Origin of the sequence: Kitasatospora sp. NPDC059327, assembly GCF_042752535.1 — a bacterium.
Lineage (GTDB): Bacteria > Actinomycetota > Actinomycetes > Streptomycetales > Streptomycetaceae > Kitasatospora.
In genome coordinates, this window is the sequence record NZ_JBHYYB010000006.1 from 135,331 (window position 1) to 151,758 (window position 16,428).

Below are 16,428 nucleotides of genomic sequence, written 5' to 3' on the forward strand. Positions count from 1 at the left end.
TGGCTGGCCCGCGCTGCGGGGGCGGGGCCGGCGGTGTCCGGTGGCGGCGCGCCGCCCTCGGTGTGTTCTTTCCTCCGCCCGTCCCCGCCCGGGGGCCCCCCCCCCCGCGCCTCCTCGACGCGCTACCGCCGCCTGCGGGCACCAGAGCACCGCGGGACCAGAGCACCGCGGACTCAGGACACCACGGGCCCAGAGCGCCGCCGACGCACCGCCCGGGTCACCCCAGCGCACTCCAGTACGGACACCAGATCTCCGGCAGTGACGTCACCCCGGCGGCGGAGACGGGGAGTTCGGGACCGCCGCAGACGCCCTCCACCCACTCCGACCGGGCCACTCCCGGCGAGGTCGCCGTCAGCCGGGCCTCCCCCAGCGCGCCGAACTCCAGCGCGAGCCGGTAGCCGTCCGGCGTCACCGCGGCGACTCCGGGCAGGTCGCGACAGGCGTTCACCGAGGTGATGGTCCAGCCGCGCCGTCGCCACCCCGCCTCCAGCAGGGCCGGCAACTCCCCCCGGCGGGCGGCCGAGATGATCGTGACGATGTCCCGGCCGCGACCGACGTACCACTGGACGCCCCCGTCGGCCGGACCGGAGCCGGGCGCCGGCAGGCGCGCACCCGCGCAGGGCACCGCGTGCCGCCAGGACAGCTCCGGGCGGACGCCGTCCAGCGCCTCCCGCAGCAGGAGTTCGCAGCGTTCGGCGGCGACGGCCTGGTCGACCGCCGCCCGCGCGGGCGGCGCGAAGGAGCAGGTGGGCTCCGGCCACCCGGGCCCGGCCGGGTTCTCGACGTTCACTTCGGCTCCACCTGACTGCACCGGGCCCTCCGCTCTTCTCCCGGCGATCAACCCGGGAAGGGATTCCGTCACTGCGTGGACGGCGTGCCGAACCGCCGCAGTTCCACGGCCCCGCTCCGCCGGGTGACGCACCGGAAGCGGAACGAACCGGACCCAAGAGTAAACTGCACCGAGTAGTGCAATCCATCCCACGGAGGAGAGAGCCCCGATGACCGCAGGCACACCAGCCACGCCGGGAACGCCGGGCGCCACAACCGCTGCGGGCTCACGCCGCATGCCGGAGAAGCGCCTGGCCATCGCCCGCGCGGCGAGCACGGTCTTCGGGCGCGAGGGCTACACCCGGGCCAGCGTGGACACGATCGCCGCCGAGGCCGGGGTGTCCAAGCGCACCATCTACAACCACTTCGGGGACAAGGAGAAGCTCTTCCTCTCCGTCGCCCTGGAGACCGCCGGCGAACTGACCGAGGTCATCGCCCGGCTGGCCGACCGGCATCTGCACAAGATCGTCGACCTGGAGACCGACCTCACCGCCTTCGCGGTCGACCGCGTCCGGGCCGTCCTCGCGGCGGGCGACCACTACGCGCTCGGCCGCACGATCCGCGCCGAGGCCGGCAACATCCCGCCCGAGGTGCTCGACGCCTGGCTGGACGCCGGGCCGCTCGCCTCCCAGCGCGACCTCACCGCGCATTTCGGCCGCCTCGCCGAACTGGGACTGCTGCGAATCGAGGACGCCGAACTCGCCGCCACCCAGTACACCCAGCTCACCTTCAGCGGCGCCGCCGACCGCACCTTCTTCGGCGCGGTCCACGTGCCGGAGGCGGAGCTGATCCCCGGCATCACCGCCGGCGTCCGCGCCTTCCTGCGCCTCTACGGCAGCTGATCCGGGCCCGCCCACCGGTCCGGGCCCGCCCCCCGAACCCGCACCCACTCGCCGCGCCCGCGCCCGCTCGCTGATCCGGACCCGCCCGCCGCTTCGCGCCCGTCCACGAGGGCCGGCCCCACCCCCGGGGCCGGCCCTCGTCGTGCCGCCCGGCCGTCGTCCCCTCGCGTCCCCTCGCGTCCCCTCGCATCCCCGAAAGTGCACTGCACGGTGTAGTTGCTTCCATTACCTACACCGTGTAGTTTACTTTCTGTCGACGGGGGCCGCGGCCCACCCCGGCACCCGATCCGGCCACCCCACCCACGAAGGGACCCCAGCCATGCCCACCGTCACCGTCGCCACCGCCCGCATCCCCTACCGCGTCGTCGGCGAGGGCCCCGAGACCCTCGTCCTCGTGCACGGCACCGGCCCCGGCTCCGGCATGTGGGACCACCTGCTGGACGGCTTCACCGACCGCTACACCGTGCTGCTCCCCGAGCTGTCCGGCAGCGAGACCGCCGAGGACGACGGCGGCGAGCTGACCGTCGAGACCCTCGCCGCACAGGTCAACGCCGTCATCGAGGACGCCGGTCGCGGCCCGGCCGATGTCGTCGGCTTCTCGCTCGGCGCGGTCGTCGCCACCGCCGCCGCGGCCCGGCGCCCGGAGCAGGTGCGCCGCCTGGTCGCCGCCGCGGGCTGGATCAACGCGGACGACGAGTACCTGCGCAACATGATGACCGTGTGGCTGGCCATCGCCGACGACACCGCCGCCTTCGGCCGCTACGCCACCCTCACCGCGTTCAGCCGCGGCTTCCTCAACGGGATCGGCCGCGAGGCCGTCGAGGCCAACGCCGCGTTCATGCGGCCGACCCCCGGCACGCTGCGGCACATCGGCCTCAACCTGAACCTCGACATCACCGAGTCGCTCCCCCGCGTCCAGGCCCCGACCCTGGTGATCGGCTGCACCCAGGACGCCACCGTCCCGGTGGAGAACGCCCGCCGGCTGCACGCGGCCATCCCCGGCAGCGAGTACGCGGAGTTCGACACCGGGCACGTCGTGGTCTTCGAGCAGTCCGAGGCCTTCACCGCCACCGTCCGCACGTTCCTCGCGGCCGCCTGACGGGGCTTCCGCCCGGGTGGCCCTGACGGGCGGAAGCCGTCGGCGACACGGACGCCGGAGCACACCGCACCGCCGCACGCAAGAGCCGCGCCAGAACGTCCGATTATCGATCCTGCCGGGAACAGGAACTGATCGTCCGTCAGTTCACGGAGGAAGCGGGTCCGCCCCGCACCAGCCACTCCCGACCAGCCGAAGTGCAACCCAGGAGACGATCGTGCGCATACTCTTCACCGGTCCGGCCGCGCCCAGCCACCTGTTCCCGATGGTGCCGACCGCGCAGGCCCTGCGGGCGGCCGGGCACGAGGTCCTGTTCGCCAGCCCGAAGCCCATGGAGCAGCTCCGGGCGGCCGGCTTCCCGATCGTCGAGATCGGCGACGGCCGGCCCCTGCGGGAGGCGTTCGCGGAAGCCACCGGCGAGCGGCGGTACGCCACGCCGGAGCTGGACCAGGACCAGATCCTCGACCTGGCCGCCACCGCCTTCGCCTACGCCTCCCGCTCCACCGTGGACGACCTGTTGGCCGTAGCCGACGCGTGGGAGCCCGACCTGCTGATCCACGACTCCTGCCTGGCCTCCGCCCAGCTGGTCGGGGCCAAGCTCAAGATCCCGGTCGCGCTCCAGAACTTCGGCTTCACCTCCGGCCTCGACATGGCCGCGCGGCTGGCCACCCACTTCACCGACCTCTACGAGGCCCACGGCGTGGCCGGCCCGGCCGAGACCACCCCGCTGGACATCGTCCCGGCCTCGCTCGGCGGCGACCGGGGCGGCCTGCGGATGCGCTACCTCCCCTACAACGGCGGCGGCGTCGTCCCCCGTGACCTGCTGCGCCGCGGCACCCGGCCGCGGGTCGCCGTCACCCTGGGCACCGTGGTCGCCGAGATGGACGGCCTGCACGCGATCACCCGCCTGATCGAGTCGGCCGCCTCGGTGGACGCCGAGTTCCTGCTCGCCGTCGGCGACGCCGACCTCACCCACCTCGGCACCCTCCCGGCCAACATCCGCCCACTGCCCTGGGTCCCGCTGGCGGAGCTGCTGCGCGTCTGCGACGCGGCGGTCCACCACGGCGGCTCCGGCAGCACGCTCACCGCCCTGCAGGCCGGCCTGCCCCAGCTCCTCCTCCCCCAGGGTGCCGACAACTTCGCCGTCGCCGAGATCCTCACCGGCACCGGTGCCGCGCTGCGCTCGGCGTCCGAGGACGTCGACACCCCGCTGCTCACCCGTCTGGTCACCGACCCGGCGCTGCGCGAGGCCGCCGCCGGCCTCCGGGCCGAGAACGACGCCCTCCCCACCCCCGCCGAACTCGTCCCCGCCATCGAGGCCCTCGCCGCCGCCCCGCGCTGACCCACGCCGATCCGCGCCGACCCGCGCCCGGTCGGTGCCGGTCGTCCCCGGTCGGTGCCGGAAGCGCCAAAGCCGCAGGTCGCGAGACCTGCGGCTTTGCCGTACCCCGGGCCGGCGCTCGGGCCGGCACTCAGGCCGCCCGCTCCGGGGTGCGCAGCGCGAGACGGGCGGGCAGCCAGGTGCCCACGGCGGCGAGTGCGGTGCCACCGGCGAGGACGAGCAGGAGCTGCCCGACCGGCAGGGCGACCGCGGCGGTGCCGCGGGTGATGCCCTCGGCGTAGGTGGTGAGCACCGCGAACGCGATCCCGAGGCCGAGCACGACCGCGATCGCGACGGAGACCGCGGTCTCCCAGCCGAGCATCCGCCGGACCTGACGGCGGGTGGTGCCGATCAGCCGCAGCGCGGTGAACTCCTGGCGGCGGTCGGTGATGCTCATGGCGAGGGTGTTGAGCACCGCGATGGCGACGAAGGCGATGATCAGGCCGAGGGTGACGTAGCCGATCTGGGCACTCGTCCGGTTGCCCGCGACCTGCGCGGCGGCGCGGTCCAGGACACCGATGCCGGGCTCGGCGCGCAGCGCCGCGGCCAGCGCCTCCCGGGTGACGCCCTCGCCCCGGACCAGCAGCTCGTCGTCGAGCGGGACGTCGACGTGCGCGGCGACCAGGCCGTGCGCGAGGGTCAGGTCCCCGAAGCCCAGGCCACGGGCGTACAGGGCGACGACGGTGAGCTCCGCCGGGGTGCCGTCGGCGAGGGTGAGCCGGATCCGCTGGCCGAGCCGGTAGCCCAGCCCGTCCGCGGCCGCCGCCGTACCGTCCGCCAGCGCGCCGAGGTCGCCGGTGGTCACCGCCAGGTCGAGGGTGTCGGTCAGCCGCTCCGGCGAGACCGCCTGCACGCTGCGCTTGGTCAGGCCGTCACGGACCTGGGTGTGCAGCACCCGGGTCACGGTCCGCACTCCGGGGACGCCGGCGACCGACTCGACGGCGGAGCCGGGCACCCGCGGCCCGACCACGAAGTCGGCGACACTCCCCCGGTCGCGCTGCTCCCTGGCGGCGCTGTCGAGGGTGGTCTGGGTGAACAGGATGGTGCAGGCCATCGCGACCAGCAGGGTCAGCGGGGTGACCACCGAGGCCAGCCGGTGCGCGGCGGCCCGCAGGTTGTGGGCGGCGAGGTAGCCGCCGACCCGGGACGCCCGCAGCGGCAGGCCCAGCACCGCGACCCCGATCCGGGCGACCAGCGGGCCGAGCAGCGACAGCGCCGTGCACCACAGCAGGACGGCGATGAAGCAGACCGGGGTGGAGGCCTGGTCCGAGTGGAGCGCGGTGAGCAGCGCGGTGAGGACGACAGCGCCGACGGTGGCGAGGGCGCCGAAGACGATCCGGGCCCAGCCCAGCCGCGGCGGCTTCAGCTCGGCCTCGCCGAGGGCCTCCACCGGCTTGATGGCGGTGGCCCGCCGGGCCGAGATCCGGGCGGCGCCCCAGCCGGCCAGCAGGGTGGCAGCGGCGGCGGCGACCACGGGGAACGGGGAGAGGACGACGGGGATGTTCGCGGGGATCACGTCCAGGGCGACGAACCGGTCGTGGAGCCAGTCGCCCAGCGGCAGGCCGGCGGCGGCGCCGAGCACTCCGGCGGCCAGGCCCACGGTGAGCGCCTCGCCGCCGATCATCTTCCGGACCTGTCGTCCGGTCGCGGCGACGGCGCGCAGCACGGCGATCTCGCGCTGACGCTGCTGGATCGACAGGCCGAAGGTGCCGACGACCACCAACAGGGCGACGAGCAGCGAGGTACAGGCCAGCACCGCGCCCATGCTGACCAGGCGCACCTGGGCGTTGGCCGCGTCGGGGAACTCCAGCGGTCCGCGGTCGTCGCCGGTGCGGACGACGGCGGCCGGGGCGGGCGAGGTGGCCGAGGAGGTCGAGGTGGCCGAGGAGGTCGAGGTGGCCGGAGCCGGGACGCTCCGGAGCAGGGCCTCGACATCGGCGCCGGCCGAGGGCGCGGCCGGGAACACGCCGATCGCGCTGACCAGACCGTCGTGGCCGGCCAGCTGCCGGGCCCGCTCGGGGGCGAAGAACACCGCGGCCTGGCTCGCGAAGCCCTGGGCGGTGACGCCGACCACGCGAACGGTCGACGTCCCCGCGGCGGTCCGGGCCGGCACGGTGGAGTCGACGGACAGGTGGGTCCGGGCGGCGGTGTCCGCGTCCAGCACGATCTCGTCGGCGGCCGACGGCGCGGTCCCCGAGGCCAGCGTCAGACCGGCCAGCGGCGCGGACTCCCAACCGTGGCCCCACGAGTCGCGCGAGGGGCCGCCGGGGAGCAGCACCGGGAACGTCACCTCGGTGGTGACGGCCTTGACCGAGGGCAGGGCCTTGATGCGCTCGGCGAGGGCGGCGGAGACCCAGGCGTGATCGGCGATCGGCTTGGCCTTCTCCTTGACCTTCCCCTTGCCCTTGTTCTCGACCTGGTGGACGTCCTGGTCCCCGGCGACCACGATCGGCACGGCCGCGTACCGCTCGGGCTGAACGCCGCCGAGCAGTCCGGTGGCCAGCAGTGTCCCGCAGCCGCAGACCAGCGCCGCGGCGCAGAACAGGGCGACGAAGGCGCCGGCGAACCCGGCCTTGCGGTGCCGGAGGGTGGCGAAGGCGAAGCTGAGCATCATCGGTTCCACGCTCCCAGGCGGATCATGCGGTCGGCGACCTTGGCGGCGGTCGGCGCGGACATCGTGTCGGCGACCCGGCCGTCGGCCAGGAACAGCACCTCGTCGGCGTAGGAGGCGGCGACCGGATCGTGGGTGACCATGACGATGGTCTGGCCGAACTCGTCGACGGTCTGCCGGAGCAGGGTCAGCACCTCGCGGGCGGTCATGGTGTCCAGGGCGCCGGTGGGCTCGTCGGCGAAGAGCACCTCGGGGTCCGGGATCAGGGCCCGGGCGATGGCGACGCGCTGCTGCTGGCCGCCGGACAGCTGGCCCGGGCGGTGTCCGGTCCGCTCCCCCAGCCCCACCCGCCCGACCAGTTCGGCCAGCCGCCCGGAGTCCGCCCGGCGGCCCGCCAGGCGCAGCGGAAGCGTGATGTTCTGCTCGACGGTCAGCGACGGGATGAGGTTGAACGCCTGGAACACGAACCCCGCGCGCTCCCGGCGCAGTTCGGTCAGCTTGGTCTCGCTGAGCCGTGACAGGTCGGTGTCGCCGAGCCGAACGGTCCCGGAGCTCGGGCGGTCCAGGCCGGCCGCGCAGTGCAGGAAGGTGCTCTTGCCCGAACCCGAGGGCCCCATCACGGCGGTGAAGCCGCCCTTGGGCAGCCGCACCGTCACCTCGCGCAGCGCGGCGACCGCGCTCCGCCCCTTGCCGTAGACCTTGCTCACGGCTTCCAAAGTGATCGCTTCGCTCATGTCCTCAAGCCTGTCGATCCGCGAACTCCCGGGACAGGGAACGGATCACGAGCGACCCGTGACATCGTCACGGGTAGGGTCGTCGCATGATCAGACTCCTGCTGGCGGAGGACCAACACGTGGTGCGCGGCGCCCTGGTGGCGCTGTTGGAGCTGGAGCCCGACCTGGAGGTCGTGGCCCAGGCCGGCTCGGCCGACGACGTGGTGCCGCGCGCCTTGGTCGTCACCCCCGACGTGGCGGTGCTCGACATCGAGATGCCGGGGCGCACCGACGGCCTCCAGGCGGCCGCGGCGCTCAAGGAGAAGCTGCCGAACTGCCGGACCCTGATGCTCACTTCGAACGGCCGTCCCGGGCTGCTCCGCCGTGCCCTGGACGCGAAGGTCGACGGCTTCCTGCTGAAGACCGCCCCGCCGGAGGAGCTGGTGGCGGCGATCCGCCAGGTGGCGGGCGGCGGACGGGTGCTGGACCGGGGGCTCGCCGTGGCGGCCTGGGACCTCGCGGACAACCCGCTGACACCGCGGGAGAACGACGTGCTGCGGGAGCTGGCCGAAGGGGCCGAACCGCCGGAGATCGCGGCACGGCTGCACCTGTCGACGGGGACGGTCCGCAATGTGCTGACCGCGGTCGTCGGCAAGCTCAACGCCCGGAACCGGACGGACGCGGTGCGGATCGCGCGCGAGGCGGGCTGGCTGTAGGGCACGGCTCCGTACGCTGTTCCGCACCGTGCTCCGTACCCTGCGGCGGGGCGGGGGTCCAGGCAGGCCGGGGTTGCCCTCAGCCCGCGGGCACCTCGGCGCGCAACAGGTACCAGCCGTCGTCCGGACCGGCCACCAGGCTGCCGCCGATCGCGGTGAGTCGGACGGTCAGGCCGCCGACCCCGGAGCCGGGTGCGCTGACACCGTCCGCCACCCCGTCGTTCTCGACCTCCAGACGCACCGACGTCCCGTCCGTCGACGTGGCGATGCGCGCGTACCGGGCGGAACTGTGCCGCAGGATGTTGGTGACGGCCTCGCGGAGCACCACGCTCAGCACGGCCCCCGCCGCCGCCGGCACCGGTCCGTCGTCGACCTCCACCGTGATCGCGGCTGCCTCCAACACCGCTGCCGCCGAAGCCAGTTCGGCCGCGAACGACAGCCGGGGACTGTCGCTGACCACCGTCCGCAGCTCGCTCTCCCCGCGCTCGGCCAGCCGCACGATGTCCCGCAGCTCGGCCCGGGCCCGCCCGGCGTCCTGGTCCGCCAGGCGCCGGGCGAGTTCGGCCTTGAGCAGGATCGCGGTCAGTCCGTGGCCGAGCAGGTCGTGCAGGTCGCGGGCGGCCCGCAGCCGCTCGGTCACGACCGCGGCCCGGGCCAGCCCCGCCCCCGCCCGTTGCAGCTCCCGCACCAGGCGGACCAGGCGCAGCACCCCGTAGACGACGACGCAGGTGATCAGGGCGTCGACGGCGGCGAGCAGCGTGGGCGCCGGGCCGCCGCCGGTGATCACGCCGCCGGCCACCACCACCGCCGCGGCGAGCGCCGCACCGGCCCGCAGGGGCAGGGCGATCAGGACCGAGCAGGCGAGGATGCCGACGGTGCCGATCCAGTTCCGCCCGAACCAGGGCAGCGGGACGAGGGCGAAGGCCGCCGAGGCGAGCAGGACGAGCCGGGCGTGGCGCGGCGAGTCCTGGGTCGCGAAGCGGATCTGCAGCGCGCAGAAGGCCAGCAGGCACGGGACGCCGAGCCAGAGCAGCGCCACCGGCACCAGCAGCACGGCCTTGACCCAGAAGGTACCCAGGACGAGGAAGTACAGGCCGAGCGCCGTCCGCAGTTCGGGCGGATCGGCGGATGCCGTCGGCGCGGGGGTGGCCCCGACCGCCGCCTCGACGGCGAACCGGCCGTCCGGCTCCAGACCGGCCGTCAGCCGCCCTCCGACGGCGCGGACCCGGTCGGCGAGGCCGTCCAGGAGGTCCGCCCCGAGCGCGGCCGTCGGCACGCCGTCACTGACCACGCGCAGCACCACCTGCCCGGCCCGCTCGCCGGTGACGATCTCGCACCGCCGCGCGTCGCCGACCCGCACCACCGCGGTGACCGCCTCGCGCAGCACGGCCGCCAGCACCGTCCCGGCCGGGCCGAGCGGTTCCGCGTGCCCCACCCGGAGGTCGGCGGTGATCCCCGCGGCCGTGAGCAGGGCCCGGGCACTGGCCGCCTCGGGAGCCAACGAGAGGCTGCGCAGCTCGGCAGCGGTGGCGCGGGTCGCCGCCAGGGTCCGGCGCGCGGCGGCGATGAGCGGGTCCAGGACCGCCGGGTCGTCCCGGCCCGCCAGGCCGCGCACCTCCCGCAGCCCCGCGGAGAGTTCGGCCTGCAGGCTGGACGCGAGGCGCAGCCGCTCGGCGGTCACGGCGGAGGCCGCCAGCGTGAGCCGGGCCGCGTGGACGCGCGTCGCGAACAGCGCGAGCGTGGTGACGGCGTACAGCATGATGCCGCCGATCGCGACGATGAGCGCCAGGTCGGCGGTGTCGCGCACACTGCCCGACCGGGCCAGCTCGACCAGAACCGCGCAGCCGCCGAACAGCGCCGGCGACACGCGGCGGCGTTCGAGCAGCAGCGAGGCGGCGGGGAGGCAGAGCACAGCGATCGAGGCACCCAGCGGGACCACGGCCAGCCAGCCGACGGCCAGTTCGGCGGCCGTCCAGGCCACCGGCGGCGCCTTCGGGGCGATCCGCCGCACCGCCGGCGAGGTGTGGCGGAGCTGCGCCACCACCAGCGTGAGGCAGGCCGCCGCGACGGCGAGACCGGCCCCCGGCTCCGCCGGTACCCGTGCCAGCCCCTTGAGGACGTGCACCGAGGCCACGGCGGCGGCGACCGCCACCACCAGCGCGTGCGACAGCCTCGACGCGCGGTCCCTGCCCGGTGCCCCCTCCACCCCGGCATGCTACGCGCAGGACGATCAAGGACGAACCTGTCGGTTCACCCGAAGCGGGGCCGCGCCTCCGGGCGGGGCGCCTCAACCAGGAGCCCGCCCGAAGGCCCGCCCCGCCCCGTCCCCTCGCCTCCCCTCCCCTCCCCTCCCTGGCGAGCGGGCCTTCCCTTGCCCGGCAGATTGGTCTGGTCCAAACTGATCGCCGGTCGGGTCGGCGCCGGGTCGGCCGCGCACGACCCGCGGTGCCGCCGCCGTCACGGTCGTACGGTCACGGTCGTACGGTCGCGGTCACGGCCGACCGGTCACGGTCGTCGGACGAGGGAGATGCCATGGCGGAGCGGACGTCGACCACCGGCCCGGCCCGGGGGTGCCCGGCAGGCGAGCCGGACCCGTTCGGCCCGCGGCTTCGGTCGTTGCGCCGACGCGCCGGGCTGAGCCAGGAGGCGGCCGCGGCACGGGCCGGGATCAGTACCAGGGCGCTGCGTGACATCGAGCACGGCCGGGTCCGCCGGCCCCAGTCGCGCACCCTCCGGCACCTGGCCGGAGCGCTGGGCCTGACCGACGGCGAGCGGGCGGACCTGCTGGCCGCCACCCGCACCGGGCCACCGCGCGGCGCCGGCCGCCCCCGCCTGCTGATCCTCGGCCCGCTCGCCCTCCAACGCGGCCGGACCCCGCTCCCCGTCACCGGCCCGATGCTGCGCCGGCTGCTCGGGCTGCTGGCGCTCAAGCACCCCGGACCCGCCACCCCGCTGGAGATCACCGACGTCCTCTGGCCGGCCGGGCCGCCGGACTCCCACCAGAGCCTGGTCCACACCTACGTCAGCCAGGCCCGCCGGCTGCTGGCCCCGGGCGGCCCGGCGAACGACCCGCCGCCGGCCGTGGTCCGGACGCCCACCGGCTACCTGCTGGCGGCGCCCCGGAGCCGGCTCGACCTCGGCCACTTCGACGAGCTGCTGGACCGGGCGGACCGCGCGCACCGCACGCCGGACCGGGCCGCCGCGTACGAGTCGCTGACCCAGGCCCTGCGCTGGTGGCGGGGCCCGGTGCTCGCGGACGCCGATCCGGCACTGCGTCAGCACCCGGCCGCGGTGGCGGCCAACGGGCGACGGGTCCGGGCGGCGCTGCTGCACGCCGACACCGCGCTGCTGCTGCGCCGCCCCGAGGAGGCCGTGCCGGTGCTGGCGGACCTGGTCACCACCGAACCGCTCCACGAGGGTCTGCACGCCCGACTGATCCTCACCCTCGCCGGCAGCGGGGAACAGGCCGCCGCGCTCCGGGTGTTCACCCGCCTGCGCGACCGCCTGGACGGGGACCTGGGCGTCACCCCCGGCGCCGAGGTCCGCGACGCCCACCTGCGGGTCCTGCGCCGACACCTGCCCCTCGCACGGCAGCCAGACGACGCGGGGCCAGCCACGCACCCCGCACCCGCCGGGCGCACGGCACCCGCCGACCGGCCCGCCCCGGCCGGCCCACCCCCGGCCCAACTGCCCGCCGGGACCGGTACGCACGTCGGGCGGCACCGGCAGCTGCGGGTGCTGGACACCCTCGTCGCCCCCGACCCCGCGCGGCGCCCGCCCCTGGTCGTGGTGGTCGGCCCGCCCGGGATCGGCAAGACCGCCCTCGTCACGCACTGGGCGCACACGCGGCGCGAACACTTCGGGGACGGGCAGCTGTTCGTCGACCTGCGCGGCCACTCCCGGCTTCCGGCCCTGCGCCCGGCCGATGTCCTCGCGCAGTTCCTCCGGGCCCTGGGCACACCGCCCGACCACCTGCCCGCGGACGAGGACGAGGCCGCGGCCCTGTACCGCACCCTGCTCGCCGACCGGCACATGCTGATCGTGCTGGACAACGCGCGCGACGCCGAGCAGGTCCGGCCGCTCATCCCCGGCGCCCGGGACTGCGCGGTGGTGATCACCAGCCGCAGCCGGCTCGCCGGTCTGGTCGCCGACAACGGCGCCCGCCGGCTCAGCCTGGACGCGCTCGACCCCGACGAGGCCGGCCGGCTGCTGGGCAGCATCGTCGGCGACTGCCGGGTGGCGGCCGAACCGGACGCGGCCCGCGGGCTGGCGCGGTTGTGCGGCGGCCTGCCCCTGGCGATCCGGATCGCCGGTGCCAACCTGGTGGCCCGCGACACCGGCATCGCCGACCACTGCGGCGGATCGGCCGGCGACCGCGGGGCAGCCCGGGACACCGGCATCGCCGACCACTACGCCGAGTTGGCCGGCGACGACCTGCTCGGCCGGCTGCGCGTCGAAGGGGACGGACGCTCCACCGTACGGGCCGCCTACGACCTCTCCTACCGCGCGCTCCCGGCCGACGCCCGGCGGATGTTCCGGCTCCTGAGCCTGCTGCCCGGCCCGGACCTCACCGTGGACGGCGCCGCGGCGTTGGCGGACTCGACCACCGCCGAAGCGGCCGGACTGCTGGCGAGCCTGGCGGACGCCCACCTGGTACGGGAGCGGGCGGCCGGCCGGTTCGGGCTGCACGGCCTGCTGCACTGCTACGCCCGCGAGTTGGTCGGCGAGGAGGAGGCGCACACCGCCCGGCAACGGCTCTCCCGACTGACGGACCGGACCGCCTCCCCCTGAACGCCGGCCCCGGCGGCAGGAGGACGGTCCGGCAGTCTCGCCGGTTCTGCCGGTCCGCCCGGGCCGATCACCGGCCCGGGCGACAGAACAGCAGGTCAGCACGGGTGAGATCGGCCGGCACCGACCTCCCGGGGTGGGTCCCGGCCCTCTGGTCCGACTGCAGGGACCCGACCAGACCGGCTCCGTACGGTGGTCGCACCGCAAGGCCGTTCCCCGTGCCGATCCCTGAGGTGACCCGTTGCCGCAGCTCACCACGCCCCTCCCCACCACATCCCTCCCCACCGCCCGCGCGGCGGCGCTCCGAACCCCGCCCCCGACGCCCCTGATCGACCGTCATCCCCGCGGCATCGTCGGCCAGGTCTCGGGGAGCGCCGCCGCATGAGCCGGTACGACCACCTCGCGTACACCCCGGCGGTGCGCCGGGTCCAGCGGGAGATGGGCAGCGCAGCGGCGGCCGACCGCCGGCTGCGGGGGCCCGGCGAGGAGGCCGAGCCGCTCACCACCGCCGAGGCCGACTTCATTCGCGGCCTCGACGGCTTCCTGTTCGCCAGCGTCGGCGAGACCGGCTGGCCGTACCTCCAGTTCCGGGGCGGACCCACGGGGTTCGTCCACGTCCTGGACGCGCACACCCTCGGCTACCTGGACGTCCGGGGCAACCGGCAGTACATCACCACCGGCAACCTGCGCGCCGACGACCGGGTCGCGCTCTTCTTCCTCGACCACGCCCGCCAGGCCCGTCTGAAGCTGTTCGGCCACGCCACCGCCGTACCGGCCGGCGCGGACCCGGTGCTGGCCCGGCGGCTGGGCTCGCCGCGCACCGACGGCACGGTCGAGCAACTCGTCACCATCCGGGTCGAGGCCACCGCCTGGAACTGCCCGAACCACATCACCCCCCGCTTCAGCCGACGCGAACTCTCCGACTCCCTGGCCCCGCTCCAGGACCGCCTCACCCGGCTGGAACAGGAGAACGCCGCCCTGCGCGCGGAACTCGCCGCCCGGCCCGACACCGCCTGGGACACCACCTCCCGGGACGACACGGCCCGGGACGACACCCACCGATGACGACCACGATCAACGACCGAAGGCTCGAACAGTCATGGAACAGTGCCTGACCGACCCCACCGCGGCCGCGACACCCTCACGGCTCCAGGACCAGCCCACCGGGGCACCGGCGACCGGGACGCCGGCGACCGGGGCACCGGCGACCGGGACGCCGCCGACCGGCGAACCGGCGATCTGGTCCCGCAACTTCCGCCGCTACTTCACCGCCCGCAGCGCCGGCCTGCTCAGCTGGGCCATGCTGCCGGTCGCGGTCTCGGCCGGCCTGCTCAGCGGCGGATACGGCCTGGACACCGCGGGGTACGCGATGGCCTTCCTGGTGGCCCCGTTCGCCGGACTGGTGCTGTTCGGCGGGGTGCTCGCCGACCGGTTCACCGCCCGCCGGATGATGATCATCGCCGACCTGGCCAACCTCACCGCCCACCTGCTGCTCGCCGTCCTGTTCATGCACGGCATCGACCACCTCTGGCAGCTCTACGCGTTGCTGGTGGTGGCCGGAACCGCCAACGCGCTGTTCCAGCCCGGCTCCGCCTCGACCGTCCCGCTGGTGGCCCGGGACGTCCAGGGGGCCAACGGGGTCCTGCGCACCTCCGAGGCGCTCACCGGACTGGGCGGCCCGGCGCTGGCCGGCGTCCTGGTCGGCTTCGGGGCCACCGGCTGGGTGATGGTGATCTCCGCCGTCGCCTACGGCACCAGCGCGGCCTGCCTGTTCGCGCTCCGGCTCGGACCGCTCCCCACCCCGCCGGCCGGTGGGAGTCTCTGGCGCGACCTGGCGATCGGCTGGCGGGAGTTCCGCGCCCGGAGCTGGCTCTGGGGCGTGATCGCGATCTGGATGTTCTTCGCGGTGCTCTCCTGGGGACCGCAGCTGTCGGTGGCCGCCGGCGTCATCGTGGTCGAGCACGGCGCGACCGCCTTCGGCCTGCTCAACGCCGCCCTGGGCGCCGGCACCGTGGCCGGCGGCCTGCTGGCGATCCGCTACAAGCCCGAACGCCCGCTCGCCGCCGGGGCCGTGGCGATGCTGACCTACCCGCTCTACCCGCTCGGCATCGTGCTCGGCTGGCCGGTCTGGCTGCTCGCCGCCGCCCAGGTCGCGGTCGGCGCCGGCATCGGCGTCTGGGGCGTCATGTGGGCCACCAGCGTCCAGACCCAGGTGCCGGGCGAGGTGCTCAACCGCGTCCACGCCTACGAGGTCGCGGGATCCGTCGGCATGTACCCGATCGGCAGCGCCCTGGCCGGCCCCGCCGTCGGAGCCTTCGGCACCGACCGCGTCCTCCTGGTCGGCATCGCGGTCGCCCTCCTCACCGCCCTCGCCCTCCTCACCACCCGCCCGATCCGCACCCTCCACCGAATCCCGACCCGCCCCTGATCCCCGCCGACCCCGGAGAACGCAAAAGCCCCAGCAGGGCAGACCGACCTGCTCCTCGTCGGCAGGCTTTCCAATCCGGTGCTTCGTCGGGACCGCGCAGGACATGCCCAGACCCGGTCCCAGCGTGCGAAGATGCCGAGCGGCCCCTCCCCACTGCGATTGGGGAGGGGCCGTTACTGTCTGCGGGCTAGAAGCGGCCCCGGATCTGCATGCCGGCGTCGGTGTCCGGGTTGTTCAGCGCGTCGTAGACCTTGTGGCCGGAGTCGCGGGCACCACCGGCCCAGCTGACGGCACCCCTGTCCGTCACCTTGGCCGCAACACCGCCCCAGTACCTCGCCTCACGATCCCACTGGACGTTCTCCAGCAGGGCGTCCAGCACGACACCCTCGGGCATGGGGTCGGCGGACCAGGACATGGTGCGGTTCATGGTCGCGCCGAGGCCGGCCACGACGGCACAGCGACTCCCTGTTCGACGCAGTGGAGACCGATGAGGAGCCGCCCTTCTAGGAGTCAGGGGCGAGGTGTCCCGTGCTCCAGATAGGCGGTCCCCGAGCATGATCCGGCGGCGAGGGCAGCGTGGACTCGCCGGGCCAGGCGAGGGATGAGGAGCACGTCGATCTGGTCGGCGGTGTGGAAGGCGTACTCGCCGACCTCGACCCCGTCCAGGTTGATCTGCGCTTGCTCCTCCGCCGGGAGAAGGCCCCCGTCGAAGACGAAGAGCAGCTTGTCGCCCTCGGTCGGGTGGGGCGCCCAGTCCGCGACAAGGAGCCGGCCGAGGAGCGGGGTGATGCCGAGCTCCTCCTTGACCTCTCGGGCCGCTCCCTCACTCGGGGTCTCACCGGGATGCAGGTAGCCGCCCGGGATCTCCCAGCTCAGCTTGTACGTGGGCTTCACCAGGAGCACGCGGTCGGCTTCGTCGAAGAACAGCACGCCGGCGGCCGCGCGAGGCTGGGCCACCGCCTCGTGACCTTGGGAGTCAGTCATGACGATGACTGTAGTGAGCGTGGTGGCCATCCGGGCCTCGC

The 16,428-nt window shown here is 75.0% G+C and carries 13 protein-coding genes; 7 read left to right on the forward strand and 6 right to left on the reverse strand.

The window, feature by feature from the left end; translation table 11 throughout:
* Positions 1 to 217 precede the first annotated feature (217 nt).
* On the reverse strand, positions 218 to 790 hold the full coding sequence (locus ACFXHB_RS06275; RefSeq protein ID WP_380572538.1) for a hypothetical protein: 573 nt from the start codon (positions 788 to 790) through the stop codon (positions 218 to 220).
* Positions 791 to 1,064: 274 nt separating this feature from the next.
* Here ACFXHB_RS06275 and ACFXHB_RS06280 point away from each other — a divergent pair, with 274 nt between their 5' ends.
* The 3 genes from ACFXHB_RS06280 to ACFXHB_RS06290 all read left to right on the forward strand — a co-directional run bounded on the left by ACFXHB_RS06280 (position 1,065) and on the right by ACFXHB_RS06290 (position 4,108).
* Positions 1,065 to 1,670: a TetR/AcrR family transcriptional regulator gene (locus ACFXHB_RS06280; protein WP_380572539.1), complete on the forward strand. Its 606-nt coding sequence runs from the start codon at positions 1,065 to 1,067 to the stop codon at positions 1,668 to 1,670.
* Positions 1,671 to 1,989: 319 nt separating this feature from the next.
* A complete protein-coding gene (locus ACFXHB_RS06285; RefSeq protein ID WP_380572540.1) occupies positions 1,990 to 2,769 on the forward strand; it encodes an alpha/beta fold hydrolase in 780 nt (259 codons plus the stop codon).
* A 214-nt stretch (positions 2,770 to 2,983) separates the two neighbouring features.
* A complete protein-coding gene (locus tag ACFXHB_RS06290) occupies positions 2,984 to 4,108 on the forward strand; it encodes a nucleotide disphospho-sugar-binding domain-containing protein (protein WP_380572541.1) in 1,125 nt (374 codons plus the stop codon).
* A gap of 130 nt (positions 4,109 to 4,238) precedes the next feature.
* On the opposite strand, the gene ACFXHB_RS06295 is transcribed toward ACFXHB_RS06290, so the two are convergent.
* Both ACFXHB_RS06295 and ACFXHB_RS06300 read right to left on the reverse strand, forming a co-directional pair.
* The gene (locus ACFXHB_RS06295) at positions 4,239 to 6,761 is read right to left on the reverse strand and encodes an ABC transporter permease (RefSeq protein WP_380572543.1); all 2,523 of its coding nucleotides are present in this window, start codon (positions 6,759 to 6,761) and stop codon (positions 4,239 to 4,241) included.
* Positions 6,758 to 7,492, reverse strand: coding sequence for an ABC transporter ATP-binding protein (locus ACFXHB_RS06300; protein ID WP_380572545.1), 735 nt, complete (start codon positions 7,490 to 7,492; stop codon positions 6,758 to 6,760). Before ACFXHB_RS06300 ends, ACFXHB_RS06295 begins: the two co-directional genes overlap by 4 nt.
* An 86-nt stretch (positions 7,493 to 7,578) precedes the next feature.
* Between ACFXHB_RS06300 and ACFXHB_RS06305 the strand changes: the two genes are divergently transcribed.
* Positions 7,579 to 8,187 carry a DNA-binding response regulator gene (locus ACFXHB_RS06305; RefSeq protein ID WP_380572547.1) on the forward strand — a complete coding sequence of 203 codons (609 nt, stop codon included), beginning with the start codon at positions 7,579 to 7,581 and terminating at the stop codon, positions 8,185 to 8,187.
* A gap of 79 nt (positions 8,188 to 8,266) precedes the next feature.
* Here ACFXHB_RS06305 and ACFXHB_RS06310 read toward each other — a convergent pair whose 3' ends face one another.
* Positions 8,267 to 10,393 carry a histidine kinase gene (locus tag ACFXHB_RS06310; protein WP_380572548.1) on the reverse strand — a complete coding sequence of 709 codons (2,127 nt, stop codon included), beginning with the start codon at positions 10,391 to 10,393 and terminating at the stop codon, positions 8,267 to 8,269.
* Positions 10,394 to 10,719: 326 nt separating this feature from the next.
* On the opposite strand from ACFXHB_RS06310, the gene ACFXHB_RS06315 reads away from it, so the two are divergent.
* The 3 genes from ACFXHB_RS06315 (at position 10,720) to ACFXHB_RS06325 (ending at position 15,403) form a co-directional block, all read left to right on the forward strand.
* Entirely contained in the window at positions 10,720 to 12,978 is a 2,259-nt protein-coding gene (locus ACFXHB_RS06315; protein ID WP_380572549.1) for a BTAD domain-containing putative transcriptional regulator, read from the forward strand.
* 378 nt (positions 12,979 to 13,356) lie between these two features.
* Positions 13,357 to 14,040, forward strand: a complete 684-nt coding sequence (locus ACFXHB_RS06320) for a pyridoxamine 5'-phosphate oxidase family protein (protein ID WP_380572551.1) — start codon at positions 13,357 to 13,359, stop codon at positions 14,038 to 14,040.
* A gap of 34 nt (positions 14,041 to 14,074) precedes the next feature.
* Entirely contained in the window at positions 14,075 to 15,403 is a 1,329-nt protein-coding gene (locus tag ACFXHB_RS06325; protein ID WP_380572553.1) for an MFS transporter, read from the forward strand.
* A gap of 187 nt (positions 15,404 to 15,590) precedes the next feature.
* Here the strand turns inward: ACFXHB_RS06325 and ACFXHB_RS06330 are convergent, their stop codons facing one another.
* Both ACFXHB_RS06330 and ACFXHB_RS06335 read right to left on the reverse strand, forming a co-directional pair.
* Positions 15,591 to 15,851, reverse strand: coding sequence for a hypothetical protein (locus ACFXHB_RS06330; RefSeq protein ID WP_380572555.1), 261 nt, complete (start codon positions 15,849 to 15,851; stop codon positions 15,591 to 15,593).
* 62 nt (positions 15,852 to 15,913) lie between these two features.
* Positions 15,914 to 16,387, reverse strand: coding sequence for an NUDIX domain-containing protein (locus ACFXHB_RS06335; RefSeq protein ID WP_380572557.1), 474 nt, complete (start codon positions 16,385 to 16,387; stop codon positions 15,914 to 15,916).
* Between the last annotated feature and the right edge of the window lie 41 nt (positions 16,388 to 16,428).

Excerpts from the sequence above, each read along its gene's own strand:
- ACFXHB_RS06280 (WP_380572539.1), top strand. The coding sequence starts at position 1,065 with ATGCCGGAGAAGCGCCTGGCCATCGCCCGCGCGGCGAGCACGGTCTTC.
- ACFXHB_RS06285 (WP_380572540.1), top strand. The coding sequence starts at position 1,990 with ATGCCCACCGTCACCGTCGCCACCGCCCGCATCCCCTACCGCGTCGTC.
- ACFXHB_RS06295 (WP_380572543.1), bottom strand. The coding sequence starts at position 6,761 with ATGATGCTCAGCTTCGCCTTCGCCACCCTCCGGCACCGCAAGGCCGGG.
- ACFXHB_RS06300 (WP_380572545.1), bottom strand. The coding sequence starts at position 7,492 with ATGAGCGAAGCGATCACTTTGGAAGCCGTGAGCAAGGTCTACGGCAAG.
- ACFXHB_RS06305 (WP_380572547.1), top strand. The coding sequence starts at position 7,579 with ATGATCAGACTCCTGCTGGCGGAGGACCAACACGTGGTGCGCGGCGCC.
- ACFXHB_RS06315 (WP_380572549.1), top strand. The coding sequence starts at position 10,720 with ATGGCGGAGCGGACGTCGACCACCGGCCCGGCCCGGGGGTGCCCGGCA.
- ACFXHB_RS06320 (WP_380572551.1), top strand. The coding sequence starts at position 13,357 with ATGAGCCGGTACGACCACCTCGCGTACACCCCGGCGGTGCGCCGGGTC.
- ACFXHB_RS06325 (WP_380572553.1), top strand. The coding sequence starts at position 14,075 with ATGGAACAGTGCCTGACCGACCCCACCGCGGCCGCGACACCCTCACGG.
- ACFXHB_RS06335 (WP_380572557.1), bottom strand. The coding sequence starts at position 16,387 with ATGACTGACTCCCAAGGTCACGAGGCGGTGGCCCAGCCTCGCGCGGCC.